Below are 25,332 nucleotides of genomic sequence, written 5' to 3' on the forward strand. Positions count from 1 at the left end.
ACCCATCCTGACACATCCCCAACACACAGGGACCCATTGGTTCCCTCAGCAGAAACAATGGGGCACTTCATCGACGCCACACCGAAGCACCAACAAGCTCCGCAACAAGCATCGACGTGGATTGGGTCCCGGCAACAAGTGCCGGGATGACACTGAATGGTTGGCGAAAGAACGGGCTCAAGCATCAGGTGCGGTTGCTCTGCCCAAAAAGGGGGAGGGTGGGCCTCGAACAAAGACCTGAGAGATACGCGCGCCTTGTCCCCCCGTGCCGTGCCCGACATAATGCCGGCAACCAGAAACGCCGCGTCTTGATGGGAGGCCCCGATGTCCGACGAGATTTTCCCCGTGCCCGCCGAATGGCAGAAGCGCGCGCTGATCGACGATGCGAAATACAAGGAGATGTACAAGGCGAGCGTCAACGACCCGGAAAATTTCTGGCGCCGCGAGGGCCTGCGCATCGACTGGATCAAGCCCTATACGAAGATCAAGAACACCAGCTTCGACACGCACAACGTCTCGATCAGATGGTTCGAGGACGGCACGCTGAATGCCAGCGCCAACTGCATCGACCGCCATCTCGAAAAGCGCGGCGACCAGGTGGCGATCATCTGGGAAGGCGACGATCCGAAGGACCACAAGTCGATCACCTATCGCGAACTGCATGACGCGGTCTGCCGCTTTGCGAACGTGCTGAAGGCGCAGGGCGTCAAGCGCGGCGACCGCGTGACGATCTATATGCCGATGATCCCCGAAGCGGCTTACGCGATGCTGGCCTGCGCGCGCATCGGCGCCATTCATTCGGTGGTCTTCGGCGGCTTCTCGCCCGACGCGCTGGCCGGCCGCATCGTCGATTGCGATTCCAACTGCGTCATCACGGCCGACGAGGGCGTGCGCGGCGGCCGGAAGATTCCGCTGAAGGCCAATACCGACGAGGCGCTGACGAAATGTCCCGGCGTCCGCTCGGTGATCGTCGTCAGGCATACCGGCGGCGATGTCGGCATGACGGCCGGGCGCGACGTCTGGTATGGCGAGGAAGCGGCCAGGGTGCCGGCGACCTGCGCGCCCGAGGAAATGGGCGCCGAAGATCCGCTCTTCATTCTCTACACCAGCGGCAGCACCGGAAAACCGAAAGGCGTGTTGCACACGACCGGCGGCTACATGGTCTATGCGTCGATGACGCATCAATATGTCTTCGATTATCACGATGGCGACATCTACTGGTGCACGGCCGATGTCGGCTGGGTGACCGGCCACAGCTATATTCTCTACGGCCCGCTGGCCAATGGCGCGACGACGCTGATGTTCGAGGGCGTGCCGAACTATCCCGACGCCTCGCGCTGCTGGCAGGTGATCGACAAGCACAATGTCAACATCTTCTACACCGCGCCGACGGCGCTGCGCGCGCTGATGCGCGAGGGCGAGGAACCGGTGAAGAAGACCAGCCGCAAATCGCTCAGGCTGCTGGGCTCGGTCGGCGAGCCGATCAACCCCGAAGCCTGGCTCTGGTATCACCGCGTGGTCGGCGACGGGCGCTGTCCGATCGTCGACACCTGGTGGCAGACCGAGACCGGCGGCATTCTGATTTCGCCGCTGCCCGGCGCGACGGCGCTGAAGCCCGGCTCGGCGACGCGGCCCTTTTTCGGCGTGCAGCCGGTCATCGTCGATGCCGAGGGGAACGTGCAGGAAGGCGCGACGACCGGCAATCTCTGCATCGACGATTCATGGCCGGGCCAGATGCGCAGCGTCTATGGCGATCATCAGCGCTTCGTCGAGACCTATTTCATCCAGTATCCCGGCCGCTACTTCACCGGCGACGGCTGCCGCCGCGACGAGGACGGCTATTACTGGATCACCGGCCGCGTCGACGACGTCTTGAACGTCTCGGGCCACCGCATGGGGACCGCCGAAGTCGAAAGCGCGCTGGTCGCGCATCCGAAAGTCGCCGAAGCGGCCGTGGTCGGCTATCCGCACGACATCAAGGGCCAGGGCATCTATGCCTATGTGACGCTGAATGCCGGCGAGCCCGCATCCGAAGCCCTGCGCAAGGAGCTGGTCCAATGGGTCCGCAAGGAAATCGGCCCGATCGCCTCGCCCGACCTGATCCAGTTCGCGCCGGGTCTGCCCAAGACGCGTTCGGGCAAGATCATGCGGCGTATCCTCAGGAAGATCGCCGAGGACGATTTCTCCAATCTCGGCGACACCTCGACGCTGGCCGACCCCGGCGTGGTGACGGATTTGGTGGACAATAGGCAGAACCGCGCGGGGTGAGATATCCTCCCTGCCCCATTTGTAGTGGCATAGTCAGGCCAGCTCTGATTCAATGGGCCGACCGGCTGACGTTCGTGCATTCACAATCAGTGCGCCACCATATAAGCCGTTGTTTTTACACCAACTTATAGGAGAGCGGCGCAAAATGTCCACGCAAGCACCAAGCTCTCTCGTAGGTGTTGGCCTTTATACGCCCGCCGAGGCATCACGCTTAATAGGCGTGCCAAGTGGAAAAATTGTGCGTTGGCTGCGAGGCCATACGTCCCACGGAAAGCAATACGCGCGCCTTTGGGCGCCACAGATCGATCTGAGCGATGACGAAGTCTATCTAGGATTCCGGGATTTGATGGAGGTGAGGGTCGCCGATGCTTTTATCCAGCGCAAACTCAGCGCCCAAAAAGTAAGGCGTGCCATTGAAATCGCACGAGAGCTAATCGGTGAAGAGCGGCCCCTGTCTACCACGCGATTCCGGACTGATGGCCGGACAGTGTTCTTGCAGGTTCTGGACGAGGAGGGCTCCGATCGCCTGATCGATTTGTTCAAGAGCCAGTTTGCATTCAGAGAAGTGATCGAGCCCAGTCTCAAGAACATTGAGTTTGAAGACGGGGTTCCAGTGAGATGGTGGCCGCTCGGTAAGACTGGCCGAATTGTTCTGGATCCCGATAAATCTTTCGGCGCGCCAATTGAGGCGGAAACAAGCGTACCAACTTCGATTCTTGCGAAAGCTGTGGAGGCCGAGGGCTCAATAGACTCAGTTGCCCGTGTTTGGAGTGTGCCGCAGGCTTCAGTTCGGCGTGCATTGGATTTCCAACGTCAACTCGAGCAAACGCGGGCCGCTTGAAGATATTTTTCGATAACTGCACTTCACCGACTCTTGCCTCAACCCTCAACGGGTTTGTGGAACACTTGGGGCATGAAGCAGTCCATATCAAAGATTTGCCCTGTGGACGCCACGCAACCGATCTTGAATGGATAGAGTATCTGTCCAAGGACAATATCATTTGGATCGTCGTAACCGGTGATGGCCGAATCAGGAAAAACAAGGCTGAGAGAACGGCCTTCAGAACGTCTGGATTGATGGGATTTGTCTTGCATCCCTCGTATCAAAAGACACCCATGCACCAATGTGCGTCTTTTCTAATATGGCGATGGCCTGACATTGAGGACTTGTCGCGTCTGGTCGGCGGTTCAGCACTCTATGAGTTACCCATGAGCAGGACAGCTCGTATAAGGCAGCTGCCGTTCTAACTCATGCCGCTCGTAGCGACATGTCGAAGAATTGGCGAAAAATCTACACGTCCACCGGATATGTCGATCGGATCGCCATTTGCCGACAGGTTTCGTTGCGCCGTGCCTTGCCGACAATAAGGCCGAATCCCCCATCGACTTCCACCTTGTCCGCCCTATGTCTTTTCAGGGCCGGGGCGTTGCGAGAGGAAGTTTCAGATGCGCGGCATCCTGCTCTGGGCGGTCGGCGTGCCGATCCCGATCATCATCCTGATCTATCTGCTGTTCTGAGTTCCGGCCCGCCGGCAGGGCGGCGACGTCGCACCAGCCGGCGCGCCGGCCGCCGTCATAGGCGCGCGCATGGCCCGTCGCGATCATCGCCTGCGCGACATCCGGGTGCGTGGCGCTTGCCACCCGCGCCCGCACACGGCCGCCGAACTTGTCGGTTTCGATGTCGGAAAGCGCGACCGGGCCCTCGCCCAGCAAGCCGATCAGCGCCGCGCGGGCGGCCTGGGCCTTCTCCCGTTCCCTGTCGCATTTGCCCTTGAGTTCCGGCGTGTCGATGCCGGTCAGCCGGACATGCGTCTCGACCGTCTGGCCGAGCCAGATGCGGGCCCTGACCACCAGCGAATCGCCATCGATGACGCGCAGCACCTCGGCCTCGACCGGCCCCGCCAGCCGCCCCGTCGCATGAGCCGGCGACAGCAGGGCGACAAGCGCCAGGATCAGGACGGGGATACGCATACGCCACCCGGGGGGACTGAATTCACGGTTTTAGGAATATAATCTTATTTGCGTCGCAAGGCAAGCCGGCGCGGCCGCCCGGCCGGCATCTTCGGCCGCTCAGAAATCGCTGAGAATGCCCTTCTTCTCCCAGTCGCCGTAGCGCGTCGGCTCGGGGCCCTCGCGGCCGCCGATCTCGCGCGGGCGGGCGGCTTCGGCTGCGGCCGCCGCCTTGCGCCGCGCCTCGGCCTCGGCCAGCGCGCGCTTTGCCGCCGGCGTCAACGGCTTGCAGGGCGGCGCATCGGGCGGCAGGTCACTCTCGGTCATCGGCGGCGGTTCCGGTCTTTCTTGAAGCGGGGCGTGTTGCACTACATATAGAGACGGAACGAGGCGCACGCCAGACGCGGGCGCGATGAGAACAGGACGCGAAATGAACACGGTCAAGACCTTCATGCTGCTCGCCGCATTGACGGCGCTTTTCATGGGGATCGGCTATCTGATCGGCGGCGCCGGCGGCGCGGCGATTGCCTTTGTCGTCGCGGCGGGCATGAACTTCTTCGCCTACTGGAATTCCGACAAGATCGTGCTGCGCATGTACAAGGCGCGCCGCGTCGACGAGACGACGGCGCCGAATTATTACCGCATCGTCGCGCGGCTGGCGCAGAATGCCGGCATCCCGATGCCGGCGACCTATATCGTCGATTCGCCGCAGCCCAACGCCTTCGCAACCGGCCGCGATCCCGAACATGCGGCGGTGGCGGCGACCAGCGGGTTGATCGAAATGCTGACGCCCGAGGAACTGGCCGGCGTGATGGCGCATGAACTGGCCCACATCAAGAACCGCGACACGCTGACCATGACGGTGACGGCGACGATTGCCGGCGCGATTTCGATGCTGGCCAATTTCGCGCTCTTCTTCGGCGGCAACCGCAATGCGCCGGGCGGCTTCATCGGCGTGCTGGCGCTGGCGATCCTGGCGCCGATGGCGGCCGCACTGGTACAGATGGCGATCAGCCGCACGCGCGAATATGGCGCCGACCGCGGCGGCGCCGAGATTTCCGGCAACCCGCTCTGGCTCGCCTCGGCGCTGGAGCGCATCGAGGGCGCGGCGCGGCGCACCCGCAATGCCGGCGCCGAAAGCAATCCGGCGACGGCGCATATGTTCATCATCAATCCGCTGAACGGCGAGGGCCGCGACAATCTGTTCTCGACCCATCCGGCAACCGGCAACCGCGTTGCCGAACTGCGCAAGCTGGCGCAGGCGATGGCCGCCGGCAGGGCGCAGGGCTGAGCGCCGGCCTTCCGCTTTGTGTTGACGCGGGGCCTGTGCTCTAACCTCGCCCCATGAACGATATTCCCGCCGCCAATACCGTTGCGCCGGGCCTCGCCGCAAGGCGCGGCGCCGCCGAGCTGCTGGGCGCGGTGCTGACGCGCCGGCGCCCGCTCGACGAAGCGATCACCGTGGAAATGGCGACCGGGCATCTGGCCGCGGCGAGCCCGCGCGACCGCGCCTTTGCCCGCCAGATCGCCGCCACCACCCTGCGCCGCCTCGGCACCATCGACCATGCGATCGGCAGGCTGCTCGACAGGGAATTGCCCAAGCGCGCCGGCGCGACGCAGAACATCCTGCGCGCCGGCGCGGCCGAGATGCTGTTTCTCGGCGTCGCGCCGCATGCCGCCGTGTCGATGGCGGTGGAGGCCGCCGCCCGCGACGGCGCGGCGCGGCATTTCAAGGCGCTGGTCAATGCGGTGCTGCGCCGGCTGTCGCGCGAGGGCGCCGCGCTGATCGATAATCTCGACACGGAACATCTCGACACGCCGGACTGGCTCTGGACGAGCTGGTGTGCCGCTTATGGCGAAGCGACGACGCGAGCGATCATCCGCGCCCATTATGCCGATCCGCCGCTCGACCTTTCGGTCAAGCGCGACAGCGAGCGTGCGCATTGGGCAGAGACGCTGGGCGCCGAACTGCTGCCGACCGGGACGCTGCGCCTTGCGGGCGCCGGCCGCATCGAGGAATTGCCGGGTTTTGCCGACGGCGCCTGGTGGGTGCAGGACGCGGCCGCCGCGCTGCCGGCGCTGCTGCTCGGCGATGTGGCGGGCCGCGACGTGCTCGATCTCTGCGCCGCGCCGGGCGGCAAGACGGCCGAACTGGCCGCGCGCGGCGCGCGCGTGACGGCGCTCGACCGCTCGGCGCCGCGCCTCGAACGGCTGAAGGAGAATCTCGCCCGGCTCGGCCTCGAAGCCGAGAGCGTTGTCGCCGATGCGGCCGAATATGCGCCGGGCCGGACCTGGGAGCGGATCCTGCTCGATGCGCCCTGTTCGGCGACCGGCACGGCGCGGCGCCATCCCGATGTGCTGCATCTGAAATCGCCGGCCGACCGCGACAAGCTGATCGTGCTGCAGGCGCGCCTGATCGCGCGCGCGGCCGAGCTGCTGGCGCCGGGCGGCACGCTCGTCTATTGCACCTGTTCGCTGGAACCGGAAGAAGGCGTCGAACGCATTGAGGCCTTTCTGGCGGCGCGGCCCGACTTCGCGCGTCAACCGATCGCGGCAGACGAGATCGCCGGCGCGGCCGGATGGCTGACAGAAGCCGGCGACCTGCGCACCCTGCCTTCGCATCTGGACGGGCGCGGCGGGCTCGACGGCTTCTATGCGGCGCGGCTGACGCGGCGCGGCTGAACCTGCCCGGCCGAAAGGGGGGCTTTCCAATTGACGGCACGGGCAGCGATGGGCAGTCTGGCCCGCGCCCCATTCCGAGGATCGAACGACTTGTCCGACAGTACCGCCAGCCCCGTGACGCCCGAGACATGCATGATCTGCGGCGGCACGCAATTCACGGCCCTCGGCGCGCACAAGGGCCACCACATATTTCGCTGCACGGAATGCGGCTTCGGCTTCGTCCATCCGATGCCGACCGGCGCCGACGTCGCCGCGATCTACGACAATTACGGGCCGAGCATCAGCTACACCAGGAAGGCGAGGAAGAAAGTCGCCCGCTCGCGCAAGCGCCTGAAACGCTACATGCATCTGGCGAAAGGCAATCGCTTCATCGATCTCGGCTGCAACATCGGAACGACGGTGGAAGCCGCCCGCGAACTCGGCCTCGACGCGCATGGCATCGACATCGATCCGGCAAGCGTCGGCGGCGCCAAGCGGATTTTCCCCGGCGGGAAATATCATGCCGGCCCCATCGAAAGCCTGCCGCCCGAATGGGGCATGTTCGACTTCGCCTTCTCGACCGAGGTGATCGAACACATTCCCGACCCGCATGCCTATTTCGAGGCGCTCGCGCCGCGCCTCGCGCCCGGCGCATTGCTCTATCTCACCACGCCCGATGCCGGCCATTGGCGCGTGCCGGCGAACTTTCCCGACTGGGACCAGGTCTTCCCGCCGCATCACATTCTTTATTTCACGAAGGATTCGATGACGCGCTTTCTCGACCGGCACGGCTTCGACGTGATCCGTTTCGTCTGGAGCCTGAAGCCCGCGCTGAAGGTGCTGGCGCGCAAGCGCTGAACCGTCAGCCTTCGGCGACGCGGCCGGCCATTTCGACCGGCACGAAGAGATAATCGGCCGACCCCTCGAAACCGCTCACCGGCTGCATCCGGTAGGCATCGTGTTCGCGCGTCTTGAAGATTCGGTAGTCGAGCGGCGCCAGCGCGGCGAAGATCTCCTCCGGCGCGGCGCCGGCCCGTTCGAGCGCCGGCTGCGCCACCTCGATCATCACCACCGGCCGGAAGCGCGCCAGCGTCGCGGCCGCGCCGCGCAGGAAATGCGGTTCCCAGCCCTCGATATCGACCTTGATGAAATCGAGCCGCGCGAGCCCCTGTTCGGCCGCGAAGGCATCGAGCGTGGTCAGCGCGATCTGCTGTTCGATGGTCGTCCGCCCGCTGATCTCGGCGCCGATATGGGCCAGCCCGAAACCGACCGAGCCGCGCTTCTTGAGCGGCAGGCTGAGGGTCTCGCTGCCGGGCCGGTCGGAAAGGCCGAGCGGCACCACCACGACATTGCGGAAGCCGCGCAGCCGCAGCACGGGCCGCAGGATCGACAGCGCATAGGCGCCGGGTTCGAAGGCATAGACCCGGCCCTTCGGCGCCAGCCGGGCAAACAGCTTGGCGAACTGACCCGAATGCGCGCCGACATCGACGATCACGGCATCGGACGGGATCAGCCCGGCCACCCGTTCGCCGAAATCGCGGTGATACTGATAGGCCAGCGCCTTGAAGAAATGCGCGGCCCAGGTCAGCCGCTGGCGGAAACTCAGCCTCGGACCGGGCTGCCGGGATGACGACGTCAAGGATCCCCCTTTTGGACTCGGCAGGCGCTCAAGTCCGCTCATTCTTGCGCCCCGGGAATCTAGCTGTTAATCACTGGATTCAGAAGCCGAAACTGCGGCATCACGCCATCTCCGCCGAATGGCGGCCATGCGAGAGTCTCCCCATGAGCGGCATCAAGATTGCCCCCTCGATTCTGGCCTCCGACTTCGCCCGCCTCGGCGAGGAGGTGCGCGCCATCACCGAGGCCGGCGCCGACTACATCCATGTCGACGTGATGGACGGGCATTTCGTGCCCAACATCACCATCGGCCCCGATGTGGTGAAGGCGCTGCGCCCGCATTCCGACAAGGTCTTCGACGTGCATCTGATGATTGCGCCGGTCGATCCCTATATCGACGCTTTCGCCAGCGCCGGCGCCGACATCATCACCTTTCATCCCGAAGCGGGCCCGCATCCCCATCGCACGATCCAGGCGATCCGGGCGGCCGGCTGCAAACCCGGCCTCTCGCTCAATCCCGGCACGCCGCTCGAAATGCTCTGGCCGCTCATCGGCGACATCGACCTGGTGCTGGTGATGTCGGTCAATCCGGGCTTCGGCGGACAGAGCTTCATCGAGAGCCAGCTGCCGCGCATCGAAACCATCCGTAAACGGATCGATGCGTCGGGTCACACGGTCGATCTCGAGGTCGATGGCGGGATCAATTTCGAGACCGCGCCGCGCGCCATCGCCGCCGGCGCCAATGTGCTGGTGGCCGGCACGGCGACCTTCAAGGGCGGCCCGTCGGCCTATGCACGGAACATCGCGACATTGCGTGGCGCGCGCTGAAGCGCGCCCGAACCCCTGTCCGGAGGCGGCCGTTGGTCCATGACCGGTGAAGGCGCGAAGACCGACCGGGAGAGCAAGACGCAGGCGCTGGCACGCGCCGGCGCGGCCTCGGGCAATCGCGCCATCGATCTGGCCGCCGCCGCCGCCCTCCGCATCCGCGACGCCGTGCTCGCCCGTGCCTTCGGGACCTGGGCCTATGGCCAGACGCTGCGCGGGCCGATGCCCGATCACATGGTGCTCTATCCGCTCGATCTCCGGCCCGGCCGCACCTCGAAGGCCGATGCGCTGTTTCAGGGCTTGTGGTTCCTGCCGGGCGGCCAGCTGCGCGCGCCCGGCGCCTCCTCGCCCTTCGCCGCCGATCCGCCCAGCGAGCGCTGGGCCGAGGAGCTGCACGGCTTTTCCTGGCTGCGCCATTTCACCACCGCCCATGCGGCCGGCACCGGCGATGCGGCGCGCGCCTATGCCCAGAAGCTGGTCGCCGACTGGATCGCGACCGAGGGCGAATGGCACCCCATCGCCTGGCGGCCGCAGGTGATCGGCCGCCGCCTGACCTCATGGGTGGCCAATGGCGCGCTGATCATCGATGGCAGCGAACTGGTCTATCGTTCGACGCTGCTGCGCAACATGGCCCGCCAGGCCCGCCACCTGGCCCGCGTGGCCGCCATGGCGCCGGCCGGCGAACCGCGCATCGTGGCCGCGATCGGCCTGGCCTTTTCGGGCCTCTGCCTGTCGGAAGGCCACAAGCGCCTGAAGAAGGGCACCCGACTTCTCTGCCGCGAACTCGACCGCCAGATCCTGCCCGATGGCGGCCATGTCAGCCGCAACCCCTCGGCGCAATTGTCGATCCTGCTCGACCTGCTGTCGCTGCGCGAGGCGCTGACGACGCGCCGCATAGAGGTCCCCAAGCCGATCCGCGACGCGATCGACCGGATGACGCCGATGCTGCGCTTCTTCCGCCATGGCGACGGCCGGCTGGCGCTCTTCAACGGCTCGACCGAAGGCCCGGAAGGCGCGATCGACGCGGCGCTGGAACGCGACGACGCCAAGGGCCGCCCCTTCGGCTATGCGCCGCATTCGGGCTATCAGCGCCTGGCCGCCGGCCCGACCGGCCTTGTCGTCGATGCCGGCAAACCGCCGCCCGGCCCCTTCAGCCACGAGGCCCATGCCGGCTGCCTCTCCTTCGAGATGAGCGTCGGCCGCGCCCGCATGGTCGTCAATTGCGGCGCGACCAAGGTGCTGGGGCCGGACTGGGAGGCGGCCAGCCGCGCCACCGCGGCCCATTCGACGCTGGTGCTGGCCGACACCTCCTCGGCGCGGATGCTGCGCGGACGGCTTTCGCGCGCCTTGCTGGGCGCCCGCATCATGGACGGGCCGCGCCGGGTCGAGAGCCGCCGCAACGAGAACGAGGCCGGCACCTGGCTCGACATGACCCATGACGGCTATGCCGGCAATTTCGGCCTGCTGCACCGCCGCCGCCTGTTCCTGTCGGCGACCGGCGAGGATCTGCGCGGCGAGGACATGCTGGAGGAAGCGCCGCCGCTGCGTGCCCTGCCCTGGCAGCGCGGCTACTGGACGCGCCCGCCCGCCGATCCCGGCTTCGCGATCCGCTTCCATCTCCATCCCGACGCCAAGGCCTCGCTGGCGCATGACCGCTCGAACGTGCTGGTGATGCTCTCCAATGGCGATGGCTGGCAGTTCCGCGCCCGCACGGCAGGCGGCGAATGCGAGATCGCGATCGAGGAAAGCGTCTATCTCGGTTCCGGCGACACGACGCGCCGCGCCGACCAGGTGGTGGTGACCGGCAAGGTGTTTCGCGGCGAGGCACGGATCAACTGGGCCTGGCGCAGGCTGTCGACCCGCAATGCCGGCCGCGTCCGCGAGGCCGATGCCGAGGTGCCGGAACTGCCGGATCTCTAGGCTTTCTTTTCCGGTTTCATCACGATCTGACTCTGGGTGACGACGGCACAGAGGCGGCCGTCGCCCCGCGTGATTTTCGTCTGCCAGACCATCAGCCGCCCGCCCCTGTGGAAGGGCTCGCAACTGGCCGTCGCGACATCGCCGAGCGGCACGGGGGCGAGGAAATTGCTCTTGCTCTCGACCGTCGTGGTCGAGGCACCCTGGGGCAGGTTCAGCACCGTCGCGACCGCGCCGACCGTATCGGCAAGGGACATGATGGCGCCGCCATGCAGGATGTCGGGAATGGTGCAGAGCGCCTTGCGCACCGCCAGCCTTGCCACCACAAGCTCCGGTTTTGCCTCGACAATTTCGATCCCGAGCAGGTTGGCGAAGGGCAGATCGGAAATATCCATCGGCTGGCTCATGCGGGCGGTCCTTGCAGGCTGGAGGGCGTTTCACGCAAACCTAGCCCGGCGGCGGGCCAGTTCCGATAACCACTGAGGTAATGCCGATGGAGCCAAATTGCGGCCGCCGCCTTGGCGCACCCGGCCGTTTCGTGCTATCGCCCCGCCATCCCCGACCTCCTGACCGGAACCTCCCATGACCGCCGCAAAACCCCATCCCGCCGCCGCCGACATCCAGCGCGTCCGCCGCGCCCTGCTTTCGGTTTCCGACAAGACCGGGCTGATCGACTTCGCCCGGGCGCTGCACGGGGCGGGCGTCGAACTGGTCTCGACCGGCGGCACCGCAAAGGCGATCAAGGATGCGGCCCTGCCGGTGAAGGACGTGGCGGATCTGACGGGCTTCCCCGAAATGATGGACGGGCGGGTGAAAACACTGCATCCAAAAGTACATGGCGGTCTGCTGGCGGTGCGCGACGATGCGGCCCATGCCGCCGCAATGAAGGAACACGGGATCGGCGCCATCGACCTGCTGGTCGTCAATCTCTACCCTTTCGAGGCGACGGTCGCGAAGGGCGCGGCTTACGACGAATGCGTCGAGAACATCGATATCGGCGGCCCGGCGATGATCCGCGCCGCGGCCAAGAACCACGCCTATGTCGGCGTGATCGTCGATGCGCGCGATTATGGCGCGGTCATCGACGAGATCAGTGCCAGGGGCGGCACCTCGCTGGCGCTGCGCTCGCGCCTCGCCCAGAAGGCCTATGCGCGCACCGCCGCCTATGACGCCGCGATCTCGAACTGGTTCGCCGATGCGCTGGGCGAAACGGCGCCCGCCTACCGCGCCTTTGGCGGCAGCCTGAAACAGACGCTGCGCTATGGCGAGAACCCGCATCAGGTCGCCAGCTTCTACGTGACCGGCGAGAACCGCCCCGGCGTCTCGAACGCGGTGCAGCTGCAGGGCAAGGAACTGTCCTACAACAACATCAACGATACCGACGCGGCCTTCGAACTCGTCGCCGAATTCGATCCCGGCATCGCGCCTGCCATTGCCATCATCAAGCACGCCAATCCCTGCGGCGTCGCAACCGGCACGACGCTGGCCGACGCCTACCGCAAGGCGCTGGCCTGCGATCCGGTTTCGGCCTTTGGCGGCATCATCGCATCGAACCGTCCGCTCGACGGCGAGACGGCCGAAGAGATCGCACGCATCTTCACCGAGGTAATCATCGCGCCCGATGCCGACGAGGACGCGCGCCGCATCATCGGCGCAAAGAAGAATCTGCGTCTGCTGATCACCGGCGGACTGCCGGACGCGGGTACCCCCGGCCTCAATTTCAAGGCGGTCGCCGGCGGCATGCTGGTGCAGTCACGCGACAATGGCCGCGTCGACGCGCTGGATCTCAAGGTCGTCACGAAGCGCGCGCCGACACCGCAGGAAATGATCGACCTCAAATTCGCCTTCCGTGTCTGCAAGCACGTCAAGTCGAATGCGATCATCTATGTGAAGGACGGCGCCACCGTCGGCATCGGCGCCGGCCAGATGAGCCGCGTCGATTCAGCCCGCATCGCCGCGCGCAAGGCGCAGGACGCGGCCGACGCCGCCGGCGAGAAGACACCGGCCACCATCGGCTCGGTCGTCGCCTCCGACGCCTTCTTTCCCTTCGCGGACGGATTGCTTTCGGCCGCCGAAGCCGGCGCCACGGCCATCATCCAGCCCGGCGGCTCGATGCGCGACGATGAGGTGATCGCCGCAGCCGATGACAAGGGCCTCGCCATGGTGATGACCGGGATGCGTCACTTCCGGCATTGAGGCCATCAAGGCTCAGAGCTTCGTGATCTCGACCGCGACGCGACCATGCAGCGCCGTGAAGGCGATGTAGCGATATTCGACGCCATGCGCCTCGACGAATTCCTTCCAGGCGCGGAACTCGTGTTTCTGCCAGTTGGGATAGTTGAAATATTCGTCGAACTTGATGATCGTGCCGACCTGCAGCCGGTCCTTCATCAAGGCCAGCACGTCACGTGTCGAGGAATAGATGTCGCAATCCATGTGCAGAAAGCCGACCTTGTCGGCATGCGCATCCTTCCAGACCGGGATCGTGTCGCTGAACCAGCCCTTGTGCAATTCGACATTCTTCGGGACCTTGGGCAACGAACCGCCGCGATCGAAGGTGCCGGCCGCTTCCGTGTGCCCGGACCAGTCTTCGGGCAGGCCCTCGAAACTGTCGAAGCCGTGCACGGTGCCTTTGTGGACCGCAGCAATCTCGGCGATCGAACCGCCATCGGCAACGCCGAATTCGAGCACGGCACCCGCGGGCGCGTTCTTGACGCAATATTTCAGCATCTTGGTCGCATCTTCGAAGATCACCGCATCGCCCATCTGCGCCTCGGCATAATCGGCCGATTGTGCCCGCGCGCGCATCTGCAGTTCATAGAGAATATTGCGGGCGAAATACTTGTAGTAGAAGCGACGGACCAGCCGTTCCGAGAATGATTTCTTGGCCATGAGCACGTACCCCCGAATGCGCAGCGAGTAACTTGAACCAGTGGATAAACGGACAGGCCCGAAAGCGCAACGGCGCTAGTGGAGAACCGCCGACGAGCGCTCCTCCCGGACAAAGAGAAGGCCGATCAGCCCGGCAAGGATCAGCGGCACGACGACCATCAGGCCGAAGCGCTGGTTCTGCGTCATCGTTGTCACGATACCGATAAAGAGCGGCGCGACCCAGGCCGTCGCCTTGCCGACCAGCGCGAAGAGGCCGAAGAACTCCGTCATCATTTCACGCGGGCTGATCCGCGCCATCATGGTCCGGCTCGACGCGATCACGGGCCCGACGGACAGCCCGAAGAGACCGACGGTGAGCAGAAAGAGCTGCTGCGGCAGCGTGGTGAAGGCGCCCGCATCCGCCGCCACCTGCACCTCGATCACATAGAAGATCCTGTCCCGGTCGAAGGACAGCAGCATGAGGAAAGTTCCGATCACGCCGAGCAGCGCCCAGACCAGCGTCCGCTTCGAGCCGATCTTCAGATCGACCCAGCCGCCCACGAAAGCGCCGAAAGCGGCAAAGAGCGTCACCCAGATGCCGTAGACCGCCATCTCCATCGCGCCCCAGCCGAAAATCCCGGCGGCGAGAATGCCGCCGAAAACGAAGATCGCCGTCATGCCGTCATAAAAAAGCATGCGCGCGAACAGATAGAGCGCGACATTGCGGAAATGGCGCACGGCGCGCAGTGTCGCGACGAGACGCTGCAATCCTTCACGCGCCGCCTGCATGCGGCCGAGGCCGCGGCTCCTCTGGTCCGGCACGAGAAACAGCAGCGGCAGCATGAAGACGGCAAACCAGAGGCCCGAGATCGGCCCGATGATGCGGTCGGTTTCATGGGCTTCCTTCGAGAGGCCGAATATCGGCTCGGAAGGAATGAAGGAGGCCTCCACCTCACCCGGCAATTGCAGCAGGATCAGCACCAGCACAAGCGCGACGATCGCGGCAAGCTGGCCGACGCCGATGCCGATGCCTGAGAGCAGACCGATCCGCCGGTCCGACGCGATGGTCGGCAGCATGGCATTGGCGAAGATGATCGTGAATTCCATGCCGATGGCGGCGACGACAAGCGCGATCATGACCGGGAGCAGCGGCGTTCCCGGCACCGCGAACCAGAGTGCGAAGCAGCCCGCCGCGCAAATCAGCGTGGTGACGACGATCCAGGGTTTGCGCGGCCCCGCCGCATCCGCCATCGCGCCGAGCAGCGGGCTCAAAAGCGCAATCGAAATGCCGGCCGCTGCCTGCACATAGCCCCAATAGGCCTGACCCTCGATCGGGTTGGCGGCCAGTACCTGCGTGAAGAAAGGCGGAAAGAGAAAGATGGTGATGAGCGAGAAATAAGTCTGGTTCGCCCATTCATAGAGAACCCAGGCGCCCTGCGCGATATTGGAGGCGGGTTCGGGCCCGCCCGTATCATGCGGCGGCTGCAATTCCGGCACCGCGCCCTCGATCACCGCGTTCAATCCACCGCCTCCGCGCGTTCTTCCTTGACGAAGAACATGCCGGCAAGGCCGAGCCCGAGCAGCAGAAGGATCGAGGCAAAGCCGATGCGCTGACTCTGGAACACATGCGTCGCAACACCGACCAGCAACGGCCCGAGAAACGCCGTCGCGGTGCCCGACAGCGCATAGATGCCGAAGAATTCCGACATCTTGGAGACCGGCGCAATGCGCGCCAGCATGGTGCGGCTGTTGGCATAGGCCGCCGTGATGCAGATCGCGACGATGAGCACGACGATCAGATACATCAGTTCCGGCAGCGTCGCGAAGAAGGGCAGGTTCCAGACCGGCGGCGCGGTTGCCGGATCGTGCGGGATGAAGAAGAACATTTCGGTCGGTGTCATCGAGATCGCCAGCACCAGACCGACACAGGTCCCGCCGATCGAAACGATGATCGCGCGCTTCGAACCGAACCTGTCGTCGAGCCAGCCGCCGAAAATGCCGCCCGCTACCGCAAAGACCGACAACACGATGCCGTAGACCGTCAGCGTCAGCACATCCCATTTGAAAACGCCGGCCGCATAGACGCCGCCGAAAATCAGCACTGCGGTCTTGCCGTCATTATAGAACATGCGCGCCGCCAGATAGATGGCGATATTCCGGTAATGCCTGAGCTTCTTGACCGTGCCGACGACGGAGCCGATGCCGCGCCGGATCGCCGTGCCGACCGGAACCCCCGAACCCGAGACATCCGGCGTCCAGAGCAGCAACGGCAGCGTGAAGAGGAACATCCAGACCGCGACGATGGGGCCCGAGATGCGGCTGTTCTCATGAGCGGCCGCTTCGATGCCGAAAAGCGGCGCCGCGGGCACGAAGCCCCAGCCGACGACGCCGGGCAGCACGAAGGCCCAGAGCATGAAACAGAGAATGAGCAGCGCGCCGGCATTGCCGAGCGCAAGGCCGAGGCCCGACAGAAAGCCGATCCGTTCATGCGGCGCGACCGCCGGCAGCATCGAGTTGTGAAAGACGGCGGAAAATTCGAAGGCGACCGCGATCAGCACGATCAGCACCGCGATGGTCAGGATCGAAAGCCCCTCGCCGCCGGGCATCGCCCACCAGAGCGCGAAGATCGCCGGCACCATCAGCGCGACAAAGAAGGCGATCCAGGGCTTGCGCCGCCCGCCCGTATCGGCGATGGCGCCGAGGACGGGGCCGAGACAGGCGATGAAGAAACCGGCGACGCCGTTGATGTTGCCCCAGATCGCCTGGCCGCGCACCGGATCGCCGACCACGACGTTCGAGAAGTAAGGAGAAAAGATATAGATCGTGATCAGAATGACGTATGGGTTGCGCGCCCATTCGAAGACGGCCCAGCTCCATTGCCCGAGCCCGTTTGCGGCATCGGCACCCGTGGCCGACAGGAGCTGCGCGCTGACCTGGCCCGGCACCTGAATGCGCAAGGGCTCGTCGTCTGCTGCACGGTTGTGGGAATCCAACGCTCCGCCCCCCTCTTATGCCCGGTCCCGCGACACCGCGAACCGATTTCGTTTGCGCAAGTGGAGCATGATTGGCCGGACCTTGGAAGCCGCCGGATCAGGCGGCCATGCCGCAGCATTTCTTGTATTTCTTGCCTGACCCGCAGCTGCAGGGATCGTTGCGGCCGATCTTTTCGACATGGCGCGGCCGCGCGCCCATGATGCCGTCGACATAGTACCAGCGGCCGTCGTGACGCCGGAAGCTGCTGGTTTCATGGTGAAGCCGCTTGTCGCCGGCTTGCGTGTAATGAGCGACGAATTCGACGACGCCTTCCGCCTCGCCCGGGCCGCCGCCCTGCGTGTGACGGATTTCAAGGCCGGTCCATTCGCTGGCCGCCGCCCAGTCGGCCGCCCCCTTGCGGTCGAAATCTTCACGCGTGCCCGGCAGCAGGGTTTCTTCCAGATAGTCAATATTGCCGGTCGCAAAGGCCGAATAGCGCGAACGCATCAGCGCCTCGGGCGTGGACGGCAGCTTGGCGCCCGTGAGGCAAGGCTCGCAGCAGGCCGAAAAGACAAGACCCGAGCCGCAGGGGCAGGCAGCCGAACCGGAGATCATGAAGTGCACCCTTCCTGGCGGCCCTGCGGCCAAAGAAAAAGCCGCCTTGCGGCGGCTTCGTAAATCTGGAGCGGGCGATGAGATTCGAACTCACGACCCCAACCTTGGCAAGGTTGTGCTCTACCCCTGAGCTACGCCCGCATCCGGATCAACCGGGCGCCTGAAGACAGCCGCCCGCCTGTGAGGGCGGTTTTATGGCCTATCGCCAGAACCAATGCAAGGCCCTTGTTTTCTGCCGGAAATCCGCCCGCTGCCGGCGCTTGCACCGTCGTCCCGCCCATGCCAATCAGGAGCCATGCATGACGAAGCGACCCCGAAACTGACCACCAGCGCCGGCTTTCTCGCCTGGCTCGAGGCACAGGGCATTGCCCATGAAACCCGGACCCATCCGGCGCTCCATACGGTCGAGGAGGCGCAGGCGCATCGCGCCGCCTGGCCGGAAGCGGCGCGCGCCGGCGGCTTCTGCAAGAACCTGTTTCTGAAGGACAGAAAGGGCCGCCTCTGGCTGATCGTGACGCTGGAGGAGCGCGAGCTGAAGCTCAACAGCCTTTCGAAACCGCTGGGCAGCGCCCGGCTTTCCTTTGCCAGCGCCGATCTGATGGACGAGGTTCTGGGCGTGCGCCCCGGCTCGGTGACGCCTTTCGCGCTGGTCAACGACCGCCAGGAACAGGTGACCGTGGTACTCGACGCGCCGATGCTCGATCACGAGCGGCTCAACTACCATCCGCTCGAAAACACCGCGACGACGGCGCTTTCCCGCGCCGACTTCATGGCGTTCCTCGAAATCACGGGCCACAGGCCGGTGATCCTCGATCTCGTCGAAGCCGCAGGCTAGATCCGGCCGAGCCGCAACAGCCAGACGGCGAGCAGCGGCATCAGCACCAGCTCTGCCGCCAGCGAATTGACGATCTCGGCCGCCAAGACGACCGACGGGTCGGGCGCCGAAAAGCGCGCCATGCCGCCGATGAAGATCGCCGCGAGGACCAGCAATATCCCTTGCGTGAAGCGAACGGGGTTGCTGGCGGCGAAAATCAGGAAAAGTCCGGCCGCCGCGAAGAGCCCGCCAAAGAACCGGACGTGATTGTCGATCATCCGGTATTGCTCCTCATCGGTAACCAGGAGGAAGGGCCGCTCGTCGAGCCAGCCCATGGTCGGAATGCCGCCCAGCGCCACATTGAGTCCGAGAAAGACGATCAAGACGCCGCACAGGACAAGAACGGCGCGGAACGCGGTCATGGACATCGGAATCCCCCATTTGATTGCCGCATGCAGACCCATAAATGGGAAGGCCGGGGTGCATTGCATCCCCTGACGCGAAAAATCGACGCTTTCTTGCGCCCCCTGCGTCCGACCGCTAAACCATTGTTTCGAAACGCCGCCGCTCCATCTTATGCGGCAGAACCAGAAAAGAAGGCCCGGACCGCCCATGGAACCGATCATCGGACAAGGCAATGCCGCCGCAGACAGCCTGATCGTCGACACCACCACCCAGACATTCGCCCGCGACGTGCTCGACGCCTCGCGCGATGTCCCGGTGATCGTCGACTTCTGGGCGCCATGGTGCGGCCCCTGCAAGCAGCTGACCCCGATCCTCGAAAAGGCGGTGCTGGCGGCACGCGGCGCGGTGAAACTGGTCAAGATGAACATCGACGATCACCCCGAAGTTGCGCAGCAATTGCGCGTCCAGTCGATCCCGGCCGTCTTCGCCTTCAAGAACGGACAGCCGGTGGACGGCTTCATGGGCGCGATGCCCGAGAGCCAGGTCAAGTCCTTCATCGAAAAGCTGGCCGGCGGCCTCGCTCCTTCGCCGGCCGAGGAGTTGATCGAAATGGCGCAGGCAGCACTGGCGGCCGGCGACCTGTCGCGCGCGGCGCAGGGTTTCGCACAGGCCGTCCAGGAAGAGCCCGGCCATCCGGCCGCCGTCGGCGGGCTGGCGCGCTGCTATATCGAGGCCGGCGATCTCGACCGGGCCCGCCAGACACTGGCGCTGGTCCGACCCGATGGAAAGAACGACCCGGCCTTCACCGCAGCCGAAGCAGCGCTGTCGCTGGCCGAAAAGGCGGCCGAGCTTGGCGACGTATCGGAACTGATCGCGCGGCTCGAAGCCAATCCGAAGGATCATCAGGCGCGTTTCGATCTCGCCCTGGCGCTGAATGCGGCCGGCGAACGCGAGCGCGCCGTGGAGGAACTGCTGATCATCGTCGAATACGACCGCAAATGGAACGATGAGGCTGCACGCAAGCAACTCGTCGAATTCTTCGAAGCCTATGGACCGAAAGACGAGGCAACGCTGAGCGGACGCCGCCGCCTTTCCTCCATTCTGTTCAGCTAGGCAGGATATGGGGCCCACCGAGCGATACCGGACGACCGCGGACCTGCCGGGAACCATCCCGGTCTTTCCGCTTGCGGGCGCGATCCTGCTGCCGCGCGGACAATTGCCGCTCAACATCTTCGAACCGCGCTATCTGAAGATGATCGACGATGCCATTCGCGGCGACCGCATCATCGGCATGGTACAGCCCGATGGCGACGAAGCGATCATTGCCTCGCAGATCGAAGGCAGGAAGCCGCCGCTCTGCACCATCGGTTGTGCCGGCCGCATCACCTCCTTCGCCGAAACCGATGACGGACGCATGGTCATCACCCTGACCGGCATCTGCCGCTTTCGCCTTGTCGCCGAACTGCCCGCGATGACGCCCTACCGGCAGTTCGAGATCGACTGCGATCCCTTCGCCGACGATCTGACGCCGGGATACGGACAGGACGAGGTCTCCCGCGATCGTCTGCTCGAAATCCTGAAGGAATATCTCGACACGCATGGGCTGCAGGCCGATTGGCGCGCCATCAAGCTGTCGTCGAATGAATCGCTGGTCAACTCGCTCTGCACCATCAGCCCCTACGGACCGCGCGAGAAACAGGCGCTGCTCGAGGCACAGACGCTCGAGGACCGCAACCAGATGCTGATTGCCCTGACCGAGAAAGCCTTGCGTGAACTCTCGCCGGGCGATGCAACCGTGCAATAGCAGGACGGAAACAGGAAACATGACCGACAGTAAGGAAAATGCGCGCGCGACCCGGATGGAGGTCGATCCGAAGCTGCTGGAAATCCTGGTCTGTCCGGTGACCAAGACGACGCTGCGCTACGATCGCGAGAAGCAGGAACTGATCTCGGAGAAGGCACGTCTCGCCTTCCCGATCCGCGACGGCATTCCGATCATGCTGGTCGACGAGGCCCGGTCGCTGGACGATGCCTGAAGCCCCGACGCCCGGCACGGCACCCTGGCCGACCGACATCAAGCTCAGAAAATCGGAACGCCTGATCGAAATTGCCTTCGACGACGGCGCGCGCTTTCGTCTGGAGGCGGAATATCTGCGTGTCGAGAGCCCCTCGGCCGAAGTGCAGGGGCACGGCAGCGGCCAGAAGAAGACCGTGCCGGGCAAGGCCGGCGTCGCCATCACCGGGCTCGAACCTGTGGGCAACTACGCCATCCGCATTCTTTTCGACGACGGCCACGACACCGGTCTCTTCACCTGGGAGACGCTCTACCGCCTCGGCCGCGACCGCGAGAAGATCTGGACCGACTATCTGACCGCACTGGAGCGGCAGGGATTGAGCCGCGACTGATCAGACCGCCTCGCCCTTCAGGAGCCGTGGCAGATCGCCGACGGCACCGCCGGCATGGCGCATGAAGAAGCGCCGCAGCGGCGGCAGCTCGTTGACGATCCCGAGCCCGAGATCCCGGGCAAGACGCAGCGGGCCGATGTCGTTGGAAAAGAGCCGGTTGAGACCGTCCATCAGCAGCGACAGCGCCACATTGTCGAAACGCCGCCAGCGCTGGTAGCGCTCCAGCACGTCGAGCGCACCGATATCGAGACCGAGCCGGGCGGCATCGACGACGACCTCGGCCGCCGCCGCAACATCGCGCAGCCCGAGATTGAGTCCCTGCCCCGCGATCGGGTGGATGCCATGTGCGGCATCGCCGACCAGCGCAAGGCGCGGACGGACATAGTCGCGCGCCAGTTGCAGCGTCAACGGATAGGACCAGCGCGGGCCGACCGGCGCACATTGACCGAGATAGTCGCCGAAGCGGGCGCGCATCTCTTCGGCGAAACCCGCATCGTCGAGCGCCAGAATGGCTTTCGCATCGGCCGTCTTTTCGGTCCAGACCAGCGAGGCCCGGTTGCCGACCATGGGCAGGATCGCAAAAGGTCCGCCGGGGAGGAAATATTCCTGCGCCACGCCCTCATGCGGCAATTCGTGCTCGACGGTGCAGACGATGCCGGTCTGACCGTAATCCCAGCCGACAGTGCGGATGCCCGCCGCCTCGCGCGTGGGCGATCCGCGGCCGTCGGCGGCGAAGCAGAGCCGGGCCGTGACCTTGTTGCCGCTGGCCAGCGTCGCCGTGACATGTGCGCCATACGCGACCTGCCTGACCGCATCGGGCGCGATCAGCCGCACCCGTGCCTCGCTTTCGATCGCCTTGCCAAGCGCGATGCGAATATGACGGTTCTCGATCAGATTGCCGAGCGGCTCGTCGCCGATCTCCTTGTGGTCGAAATGCAGGAACAGCGGCGAGGCGCCCTCGCGCACCCGTCCGTCCGACACCATGATGTCGTTGATCGGCTGCATCTGCCCGCCGAGATGCGCGACGACGCCAAGCTGCTCCAGCATCCGGCAGGAGGCAAAGGCGATAGCCGAAACACGGCCGTCAAAACCGGCATCCGTCACCCGCGCCGGATCGAGCGCATCGACCACGGTGACGCTGAGGCCGCCCTGTGCGCAGGCCAGCGCCAGCGGCAGGCCGGCAAGGCCGCCGCCGACAATCAGCACATCGCTGTCGATTGTCCCGTTCATGAGAGGGAAGATCGGTCTTCGGCGCCGATATGGCAAGCGCCGGATGGACGCAGGGCCCTCCGGGCGTCTAGTCTTTCCCGAACAACAAGAAATGGGAGACGCCGATGACAGGCAAGGACGCCGCCGCCGCGGCTGACGCCACACCGATCCGGACGGGCATCGGCCTGACGGCTCTCGACGAGGCCTATCGCGAGGACCTCTACCGGGTGCTCGATGAAATGCGCAGCCATGACCCGGTGCATCGCGACCGGGAGCTGGGCCGCATCTTCCTGACCCGGCACGATGATGTGCGCGCCGTTCTGCGCGACAAGACCCTGCATGTCGACCCGCGCCATGCCCTGCCCGATTCCTATATCCGTCTGATCACCGGCGCGTCGGTGGAGACCGAAGACGCCTTCGACCCGTCCATGCTCTTTTCCGACGAACCGGATCACCGGCGTCTGCGAGGGCTGGTGAGCCAGGCATTCAACCCGCGTGCCATCGAAACCATGCGCGGGCGCATCGCCGCGATCGCCGGGGAACTGCTCGACGAAATGGACGGCGCTGACGAAGTCGACCTGATTGCGGCATTTGCGGGTCCATTGCCGACCATGGTGATCGCCGAAATGCTCGGCGTGCCGCTCGACCGCCGCGACGATTTCAAGCGCTGGTCCGACGATGTGGTGCTGGGCTTCGATCCGATCGCAAGCGAAGAAACGAAAACGCGGATACACGTCTCGAGCGAGGCAATGCGCAGCTTCTTCCGCGAGATGATTGCCCGGCGCCGCGCAGCACTGGGGAACGATCTGATCTCCGACCTGATCCGCGCGGAGGCGGAAGGAAGCAGCCTCGACAATGACGAGATCGTCAGCATGTGCACATTGCTGCTGACGGCCGGCAATGTGACGACGACCGATCTGATCGGCAATGGCGTTCATGCGCTGATCGAACATCCCGGCCAGCTGGCGAAGCTGCGCGACAATCCCGATCTGATCGTCAATGCGGTCGAGGAAATGCTGCGCTACGACACGCCGGTGACCGACTCCGGTCGTCTGCCGCATCACGACATGACGATCGGCGGTTGTCCGGTCGAGGCCGGCCGGTCGCTGTCGACCTCGCTGGCTGCGGCCAACCACGATCCGGCCGTCTATCCCGAGCCGCACAAATTCGATATCGAACGGCAGGACACGCATCATCACGCCTTTGGCTGCGGTACCCGCATGTGCCTCGGCGCGCCACTGGCCCGCCTCGAAGCGCAGATCGGCATTGCCATGCTTGTCGCCCGTTTTCCGGATATGACAAGCGGCAGCAAACCCGGGCGGCGGCGCCATCTGCCCTCCTTCCGCGGCTTCGAGATCCTGCCTGTCCGGCTGAAATAAAAGGAGATTCCGGCTTGAGTACGAGCGCTGCGGACCACGGCCATGCCGACTGGCACCGGATGAGCGCGCTTGAACTCGGCCGGCTGTTCGAGAGCGGCAGCGCCGATCCGCGCGAGGTGACGGACGATTTTCTGGCGCGTGCCAACGCCGCCGACCCCGCGCACCGAATTTATGTGCGCCTGCTCGAGGCCCGCGCCCGCGCCGAGGCCGATGCCGCTGCCGCGCGCGCCAAAAGCGGCTTGCGCCGCCATGCGCTGGACGGCGTGCCGCTTTCCTGGAAGGACCTGTTCGATACGGCCGGCGAGGCGACAGCGGCGGGTTCGCTGCCGCTGAAGAACCGCATGCCCGAACGCGATGCCGAAGTTCTGGCACGGGCAACCCGCGCGGGCGCCGTCTGTCTCGGCAAGACAACCATGACCGAGCTTGCTTTCTCGGGCCTCGGCATCAATCCGAATTTCGGGACGCCCGCGAATGCGCATGACGAAAGGATCGAACGCGTGCCGGGCGGTTCGTCGGCGGGGGCCGGCGTGTCGGTTGCACGCGGGCTCGCGGCCGCTGCCATCGGCACCGATACGGGCGGCTCGGTGCGCATCCCCGCTGCCTGGAACGGCCTTGTCGGCCTGAAGACGACGACCGGCCGCCTGCCGCTTGCCGGCACCGTGCCGCTCTCGCCGACATTCGATACGGTGGGTCCGCTGGCAAGGAATGTCGAGGACGCGGCAGCGCTGCTGTCGCTGCTCGAAGGACGTCAGACCCGCAGCCTGGAGGCCTTTGATCTGACGCGTGCAACCTTCTGGCTGCCGGGCGGGATCGCCTGGTCGCAGCTCGACGACGGCATTGCGGCGGCGCTTGAGGCCGCCATTCGCCGGCTCCTGCATGGCGGTGCGCGCATCGTCGAACACGGATTGCCCGAACTCGACGAGATCGACGCGCTCGCCTGGAGCCCGAAGACAAGCCGCCTCGTCGCCGAAGCCCATGCACAATGGGGCGACATGCTTGCTGCCAACAAGGCCGGGATCTATCCCCCGGTCTATGAGCGTGTAATGGCGGGCGCAAGTATCGCCGCTACCGACATTGTCGCCGCCGACCTGAAACGCGCCGAGATCCGGGCCCGCTATCTTGCCGCAACCGCGGGCGTCGATGCGGTGTTGCTGCCATCCATCGCCATTTCGCCGCCCCCCATCGCCGCACTGGAAGCGGGCGGCGATGCGTATTTCCGGGCCAACCGCATGGCGCTGCGCAATGCCACGATCGGCAACCAGCTCGGTCTTTGTGCGGTGACCCTCCCGGCCGGCTACGATCAGCTGGGCCTCCCGGTCGGATTGATGCTGCAGGCTCAACCGTTTATGGAGGAAAAACTCCTGCGCCTCGCATTGGCCGTCGAGCGCATATTGCGCGAATGAAAAAACCCCGGAGATTTTT

General features: G+C 65.2%; 26 protein-coding genes and 1 tRNA gene. 16 read left to right on the top strand and 11 right to left on the bottom strand.

Annotated elements, in window-relative coordinates:
* Nucleotides 1–324 precede the first annotated feature (324 nt).
* The 3 genes from acs (at nucleotide 325) to AAC071_RS05240 (ending at nucleotide 3,516) form a co-directional block, all read left to right on the top strand.
* Nucleotides 325–2,268: an acetate--CoA ligase gene (gene acs / locus AAC071_RS05230; protein ID WP_339830690.1), complete on the top strand. Its 1,944-nt coding sequence runs from the start codon at nucleotides 325–327 to the stop codon at nucleotides 2,266–2,268.
* 145 nt (nucleotides 2,269–2,413) lie between these two features.
* A complete protein-coding gene (locus AAC071_RS05235) occupies nucleotides 2,414–3,109 on the top strand; it encodes a hypothetical protein (RefSeq protein ID WP_339830692.1) in 696 nt (231 codons plus the stop codon).
* Nucleotides 3,106–3,516, top strand: coding sequence for a hypothetical protein (locus AAC071_RS05240; RefSeq protein ID WP_339830693.1), 411 nt, complete (start codon nucleotides 3,106–3,108; stop codon nucleotides 3,514–3,516). Before AAC071_RS05235 ends, AAC071_RS05240 begins: the two co-directional genes overlap by 4 nt.
* A 165-nt stretch (nucleotides 3,517–3,681) precedes the next feature.
* Here the strand turns inward: AAC071_RS05240 and AAC071_RS05245 are convergent, their stop codons facing one another.
* Nucleotides 3,682–4,239, bottom strand: coding sequence for a thermonuclease family protein (locus tag AAC071_RS05245; protein WP_339830694.1), 558 nt, complete (start codon nucleotides 4,237–4,239; stop codon nucleotides 3,682–3,684).
* A gap of 99 nt (nucleotides 4,240–4,338) precedes the next feature.
* A complete protein-coding gene (locus tag AAC071_RS05250) occupies nucleotides 4,339–4,545 on the bottom strand; it encodes a DUF1674 domain-containing protein (protein ID WP_339830695.1) in 207 nt (68 codons plus the stop codon).
* Between the two features lie 103 nt (nucleotides 4,546–4,648).
* Here AAC071_RS05250 and htpX point away from each other — a divergent pair, with 103 nt between their 5' ends.
* From htpX to AAC071_RS05265, 3 genes are all read left to right on the top strand, one after another.
* Nucleotides 4,649–5,509 (top strand): zinc metalloprotease HtpX, encoded by an 861-nt coding sequence (gene htpX / locus AAC071_RS05255; protein ID WP_339830696.1) that lies wholly within the window; start codon nucleotides 4,649–4,651, stop codon nucleotides 5,507–5,509.
* 53 nt (nucleotides 5,510–5,562) lie between these two features.
* Nucleotides 5,563–6,900, top strand: a complete 1,338-nt coding sequence (locus AAC071_RS05260; protein ID WP_339830697.1) for a transcription antitermination factor NusB — start codon at nucleotides 5,563–5,565, stop codon at nucleotides 6,898–6,900.
* Between the two features lie 90 nt (nucleotides 6,901–6,990).
* On the top strand, nucleotides 6,991–7,737 hold the full coding sequence (locus AAC071_RS05265) for a class I SAM-dependent methyltransferase (RefSeq protein ID WP_339830698.1): 747 nt from the start codon (nucleotides 6,991–6,993) through the stop codon (nucleotides 7,735–7,737).
* A 4-nt stretch (nucleotides 7,738–7,741) separates the two neighbouring features.
* Here the strand turns inward: AAC071_RS05265 and AAC071_RS05270 are convergent, their stop codons facing one another.
* On the bottom strand, nucleotides 7,742–8,518 hold the full coding sequence (locus AAC071_RS05270; RefSeq protein ID WP_339830699.1) for an FkbM family methyltransferase: 777 nt from the start codon (nucleotides 8,516–8,518) through the stop codon (nucleotides 7,742–7,744).
* Nucleotides 8,519–8,661: 143 nt separating this feature from the next.
* On the opposite strand from AAC071_RS05270, the gene rpe reads away from it, so the two are divergent.
* The gene (gene rpe, locus AAC071_RS05275; RefSeq protein ID WP_339830700.1) at nucleotides 8,662–9,324 is read left to right on the top strand and encodes a ribulose-phosphate 3-epimerase; all 663 of its coding nucleotides are present in this window, start codon (nucleotides 8,662–8,664) and stop codon (nucleotides 9,322–9,324) included.
* Between the two features lie 39 nt (nucleotides 9,325–9,363).
* Nucleotides 9,364–11,241, top strand: coding sequence for a heparinase II/III family protein (locus AAC071_RS05280; RefSeq protein ID WP_339830702.1), 1,878 nt, complete (start codon nucleotides 9,364–9,366; stop codon nucleotides 11,239–11,241).
* Here AAC071_RS05280 and AAC071_RS05285 read toward each other — a convergent pair.
* Nucleotides 11,238–11,645 carry a PaaI family thioesterase gene (locus AAC071_RS05285; protein ID WP_339830703.1) on the bottom strand — a complete coding sequence of 136 codons (408 nt, stop codon included), beginning with the start codon at nucleotides 11,643–11,645 and terminating at the stop codon, nucleotides 11,238–11,240. The genes AAC071_RS05280 and AAC071_RS05285 overlap by 4 nt on opposite strands.
* 175 nt (nucleotides 11,646–11,820) lie before the next feature.
* Here AAC071_RS05285 and purH point away from each other — a divergent pair, with 175 nt between their 5' ends.
* A complete protein-coding gene (gene purH, locus AAC071_RS05290; protein ID WP_339830704.1) occupies nucleotides 11,821–13,434 on the top strand; it encodes a bifunctional phosphoribosylaminoimidazolecarboxamide formyltransferase/IMP cyclohydrolase in 1,614 nt (537 codons plus the stop codon).
* A gap of 12 nt (nucleotides 13,435–13,446) precedes the next feature.
* Here purH and AAC071_RS05295 read toward each other — a convergent pair whose 3' ends face one another.
* The 5 genes from AAC071_RS05295 to AAC071_RS05315 all read right to left on the bottom strand — a co-directional run bounded on the left by AAC071_RS05295 (nucleotide 13,447) and on the right by AAC071_RS05315 (nucleotide 17,838).
* Complete coding sequence (locus AAC071_RS05295) at nucleotides 13,447–14,130, bottom strand: TylF/MycF/NovP-related O-methyltransferase (protein ID WP_339830706.1); 684 nt, start codon at nucleotides 14,128–14,130, stop codon at nucleotides 13,447–13,449.
* Nucleotides 14,131–14,205: 75 nt separating this feature from the next.
* The gene (locus AAC071_RS05300; protein WP_339830965.1) at nucleotides 14,206–15,621 is read right to left on the bottom strand and encodes an MFS transporter; all 1,416 of its coding nucleotides are present in this window, start codon (nucleotides 15,619–15,621) and stop codon (nucleotides 14,206–14,208) included.
* 5 nt (nucleotides 15,622–15,626) lie between these two features.
* Nucleotides 15,627–17,102: an MFS transporter gene (locus tag AAC071_RS05305; RefSeq protein WP_339830707.1), complete on the bottom strand. Its 1,476-nt coding sequence runs from the start codon at nucleotides 17,100–17,102 to the stop codon at nucleotides 15,627–15,629.
* Between the two features lie 97 nt (nucleotides 17,103–17,199).
* Entirely contained in the window at nucleotides 17,200–17,697 is a 498-nt protein-coding gene (locus AAC071_RS05310; protein ID WP_339830708.1) for a YchJ family protein, read from the bottom strand.
* Nucleotides 17,698–17,763: 66 nt separating this feature from the next.
* Nucleotides 17,764–17,838 (bottom strand) — tRNA-Gly (locus tag AAC071_RS05315).
* A gap of 154 nt (nucleotides 17,839–17,992) precedes the next feature.
* Here AAC071_RS05315 and AAC071_RS05320 point away from each other — a divergent pair.
* Nucleotides 17,993–18,532, top strand: a complete 540-nt coding sequence (locus AAC071_RS05320) for a prolyl-tRNA synthetase associated domain-containing protein (RefSeq protein ID WP_339830709.1) — start codon at nucleotides 17,993–17,995, stop codon at nucleotides 18,530–18,532.
* On the opposite strand, the gene AAC071_RS05325 is transcribed toward AAC071_RS05320, so the two are convergent.
* The gene (locus tag AAC071_RS05325; protein ID WP_339830710.1) at nucleotides 18,529–18,939 is read right to left on the bottom strand and encodes a DUF4345 domain-containing protein; all 411 of its coding nucleotides are present in this window, start codon (nucleotides 18,937–18,939) and stop codon (nucleotides 18,529–18,531) included. The genes AAC071_RS05320 and AAC071_RS05325 overlap by 4 nt on opposite strands.
* A gap of 184 nt (nucleotides 18,940–19,123) precedes the next feature.
* On the opposite strand from AAC071_RS05325, the gene trxA reads away from it, so the two are divergent.
* Genes trxA through AAC071_RS05345 form a run of 4 tightly spaced genes read left to right on the top strand, consistent with a single transcriptional unit; the run spans nucleotide 19,124 to nucleotide 21,322 of the window.
* Nucleotides 19,124–20,029, top strand: coding sequence for a thioredoxin (trxA, locus tag AAC071_RS05330; RefSeq protein ID WP_339830712.1), 906 nt, complete (start codon nucleotides 19,124–19,126; stop codon nucleotides 20,027–20,029).
* A gap of 7 nt (nucleotides 20,030–20,036) precedes the next feature.
* Nucleotides 20,037–20,720, top strand: a complete 684-nt coding sequence (locus AAC071_RS05335; protein ID WP_339830713.1) for an LON peptidase substrate-binding domain-containing protein — start codon at nucleotides 20,037–20,039, stop codon at nucleotides 20,718–20,720.
* Between the two features lie 19 nt (nucleotides 20,721–20,739).
* Nucleotides 20,740–20,952 (top strand): Trm112 family protein, encoded by a 213-nt coding sequence (locus AAC071_RS05340; RefSeq protein ID WP_339830714.1) that lies wholly within the window; start codon nucleotides 20,740–20,742, stop codon nucleotides 20,950–20,952.
* Complete coding sequence (locus AAC071_RS05345; RefSeq protein WP_339830716.1) at nucleotides 20,945–21,322, top strand: DUF971 domain-containing protein; 378 nt, start codon at nucleotides 20,945–20,947, stop codon at nucleotides 21,320–21,322. The genes AAC071_RS05340 and AAC071_RS05345 overlap by 8 nt, the downstream gene beginning before the upstream one ends.
* On the opposite strand, the gene AAC071_RS05350 is transcribed toward AAC071_RS05345, so the two are convergent.
* Nucleotides 21,323–22,552, bottom strand: a complete 1,230-nt coding sequence (locus tag AAC071_RS05350; RefSeq protein WP_339830717.1) for an FAD-dependent monooxygenase — start codon at nucleotides 22,550–22,552, stop codon at nucleotides 21,323–21,325.
* A gap of 104 nt (nucleotides 22,553–22,656) precedes the next feature.
* Here AAC071_RS05350 and AAC071_RS05355 point away from each other — a divergent pair, with 104 nt between their 5' ends.
* Both AAC071_RS05355 and AAC071_RS05360 read left to right on the top strand, forming a co-directional pair.
* Entirely contained in the window at nucleotides 22,657–23,910 is a 1,254-nt protein-coding gene (locus tag AAC071_RS05355) for a cytochrome P450 (RefSeq protein ID WP_339830718.1), read from the top strand.
* A gap of 14 nt (nucleotides 23,911–23,924) precedes the next feature.
* Nucleotides 23,925–25,313, top strand: coding sequence for an amidase (locus AAC071_RS05360; RefSeq protein ID WP_339830719.1), 1,389 nt, complete (start codon nucleotides 23,925–23,927; stop codon nucleotides 25,311–25,313).
* Nucleotides 25,314–25,332 lie beyond the last annotated feature (19 nt).

The sequence above is a fragment of the uncultured Parvibaculum sp. genome (assembly GCF_963975745.1).
Lineage (GTDB): Bacteria > Pseudomonadota > Alphaproteobacteria > Parvibaculales > Parvibaculaceae > Parvibaculum.

Coding starts and splice junctions, on each gene's coding strand:
- acs (WP_339830690.1), top strand. CDS start 325: ATGTCCGACGAGATTTTCCCCGTGCCCGCCGAATGGCAGAAGCGCGCG.
- AAC071_RS05235 (WP_339830692.1), top strand. CDS start 2,414: ATGTCCACGCAAGCACCAAGCTCTCTCGTAGGTGTTGGCCTTTATACG.
- AAC071_RS05245 (WP_339830694.1), bottom strand. CDS start 4,239: ATGCGTATCCCCGTCCTGATCCTGGCGCTTGTCGCCCTGCTGTCGCCG.
- AAC071_RS05250 (WP_339830695.1), bottom strand. CDS start 4,545: ATGACCGAGAGTGACCTGCCGCCCGATGCGCCGCCCTGCAAGCCGTTG.
- htpX (WP_339830696.1), top strand. CDS start 4,649: ATGAACACGGTCAAGACCTTCATGCTGCTCGCCGCATTGACGGCGCTT.
- AAC071_RS05260 (WP_339830697.1), top strand. CDS start 5,563: ATGAACGATATTCCCGCCGCCAATACCGTTGCGCCGGGCCTCGCCGCA.
- rpe (WP_339830700.1), top strand. CDS start 8,662: ATGAGCGGCATCAAGATTGCCCCCTCGATTCTGGCCTCCGACTTCGCC.
- AAC071_RS05280 (WP_339830702.1), top strand. CDS start 9,364: ATGACCGGTGAAGGCGCGAAGACCGACCGGGAGAGCAAGACGCAGGCG.
- AAC071_RS05285 (WP_339830703.1), bottom strand. CDS start 11,645: ATGAGCCAGCCGATGGATATTTCCGATCTGCCCTTCGCCAACCTGCTC.
- purH (WP_339830704.1), top strand. CDS start 11,821: ATGACCGCCGCAAAACCCCATCCCGCCGCCGCCGACATCCAGCGCGTC.
- AAC071_RS05295 (WP_339830706.1), bottom strand. CDS start 14,130: ATGGCCAAGAAATCATTCTCGGAACGGCTGGTCCGTCGCTTCTACTAC.
- AAC071_RS05310 (WP_339830708.1), bottom strand. CDS start 17,697: ATGATCTCCGGTTCGGCTGCCTGCCCCTGCGGCTCGGGTCTTGTCTTT.
- AAC071_RS05320 (WP_339830709.1), top strand. CDS start 17,993: ATGCATGACGAAGCGACCCCGAAACTGACCACCAGCGCCGGCTTTCTC.
- AAC071_RS05325 (WP_339830710.1), bottom strand. CDS start 18,939: ATGTCCATGACCGCGTTCCGCGCCGTTCTTGTCCTGTGCGGCGTCTTG.
- trxA (WP_339830712.1), top strand. CDS start 19,124: ATGGAACCGATCATCGGACAAGGCAATGCCGCCGCAGACAGCCTGATC.
- AAC071_RS05335 (WP_339830713.1), top strand. CDS start 20,037: ATGGGGCCCACCGAGCGATACCGGACGACCGCGGACCTGCCGGGAACC.
- AAC071_RS05340 (WP_339830714.1), top strand. CDS start 20,740: ATGACCGACAGTAAGGAAAATGCGCGCGCGACCCGGATGGAGGTCGAT.
- AAC071_RS05345 (WP_339830716.1), top strand. CDS start 20,945: ATGCCTGAAGCCCCGACGCCCGGCACGGCACCCTGGCCGACCGACATC.
- AAC071_RS05350 (WP_339830717.1), bottom strand. CDS start 22,552: ATGAACGGGACAATCGACAGCGATGTGCTGATTGTCGGCGGCGGCCTT.
- AAC071_RS05355 (WP_339830718.1), top strand. CDS start 22,657: ATGACAGGCAAGGACGCCGCCGCCGCGGCTGACGCCACACCGATCCGG.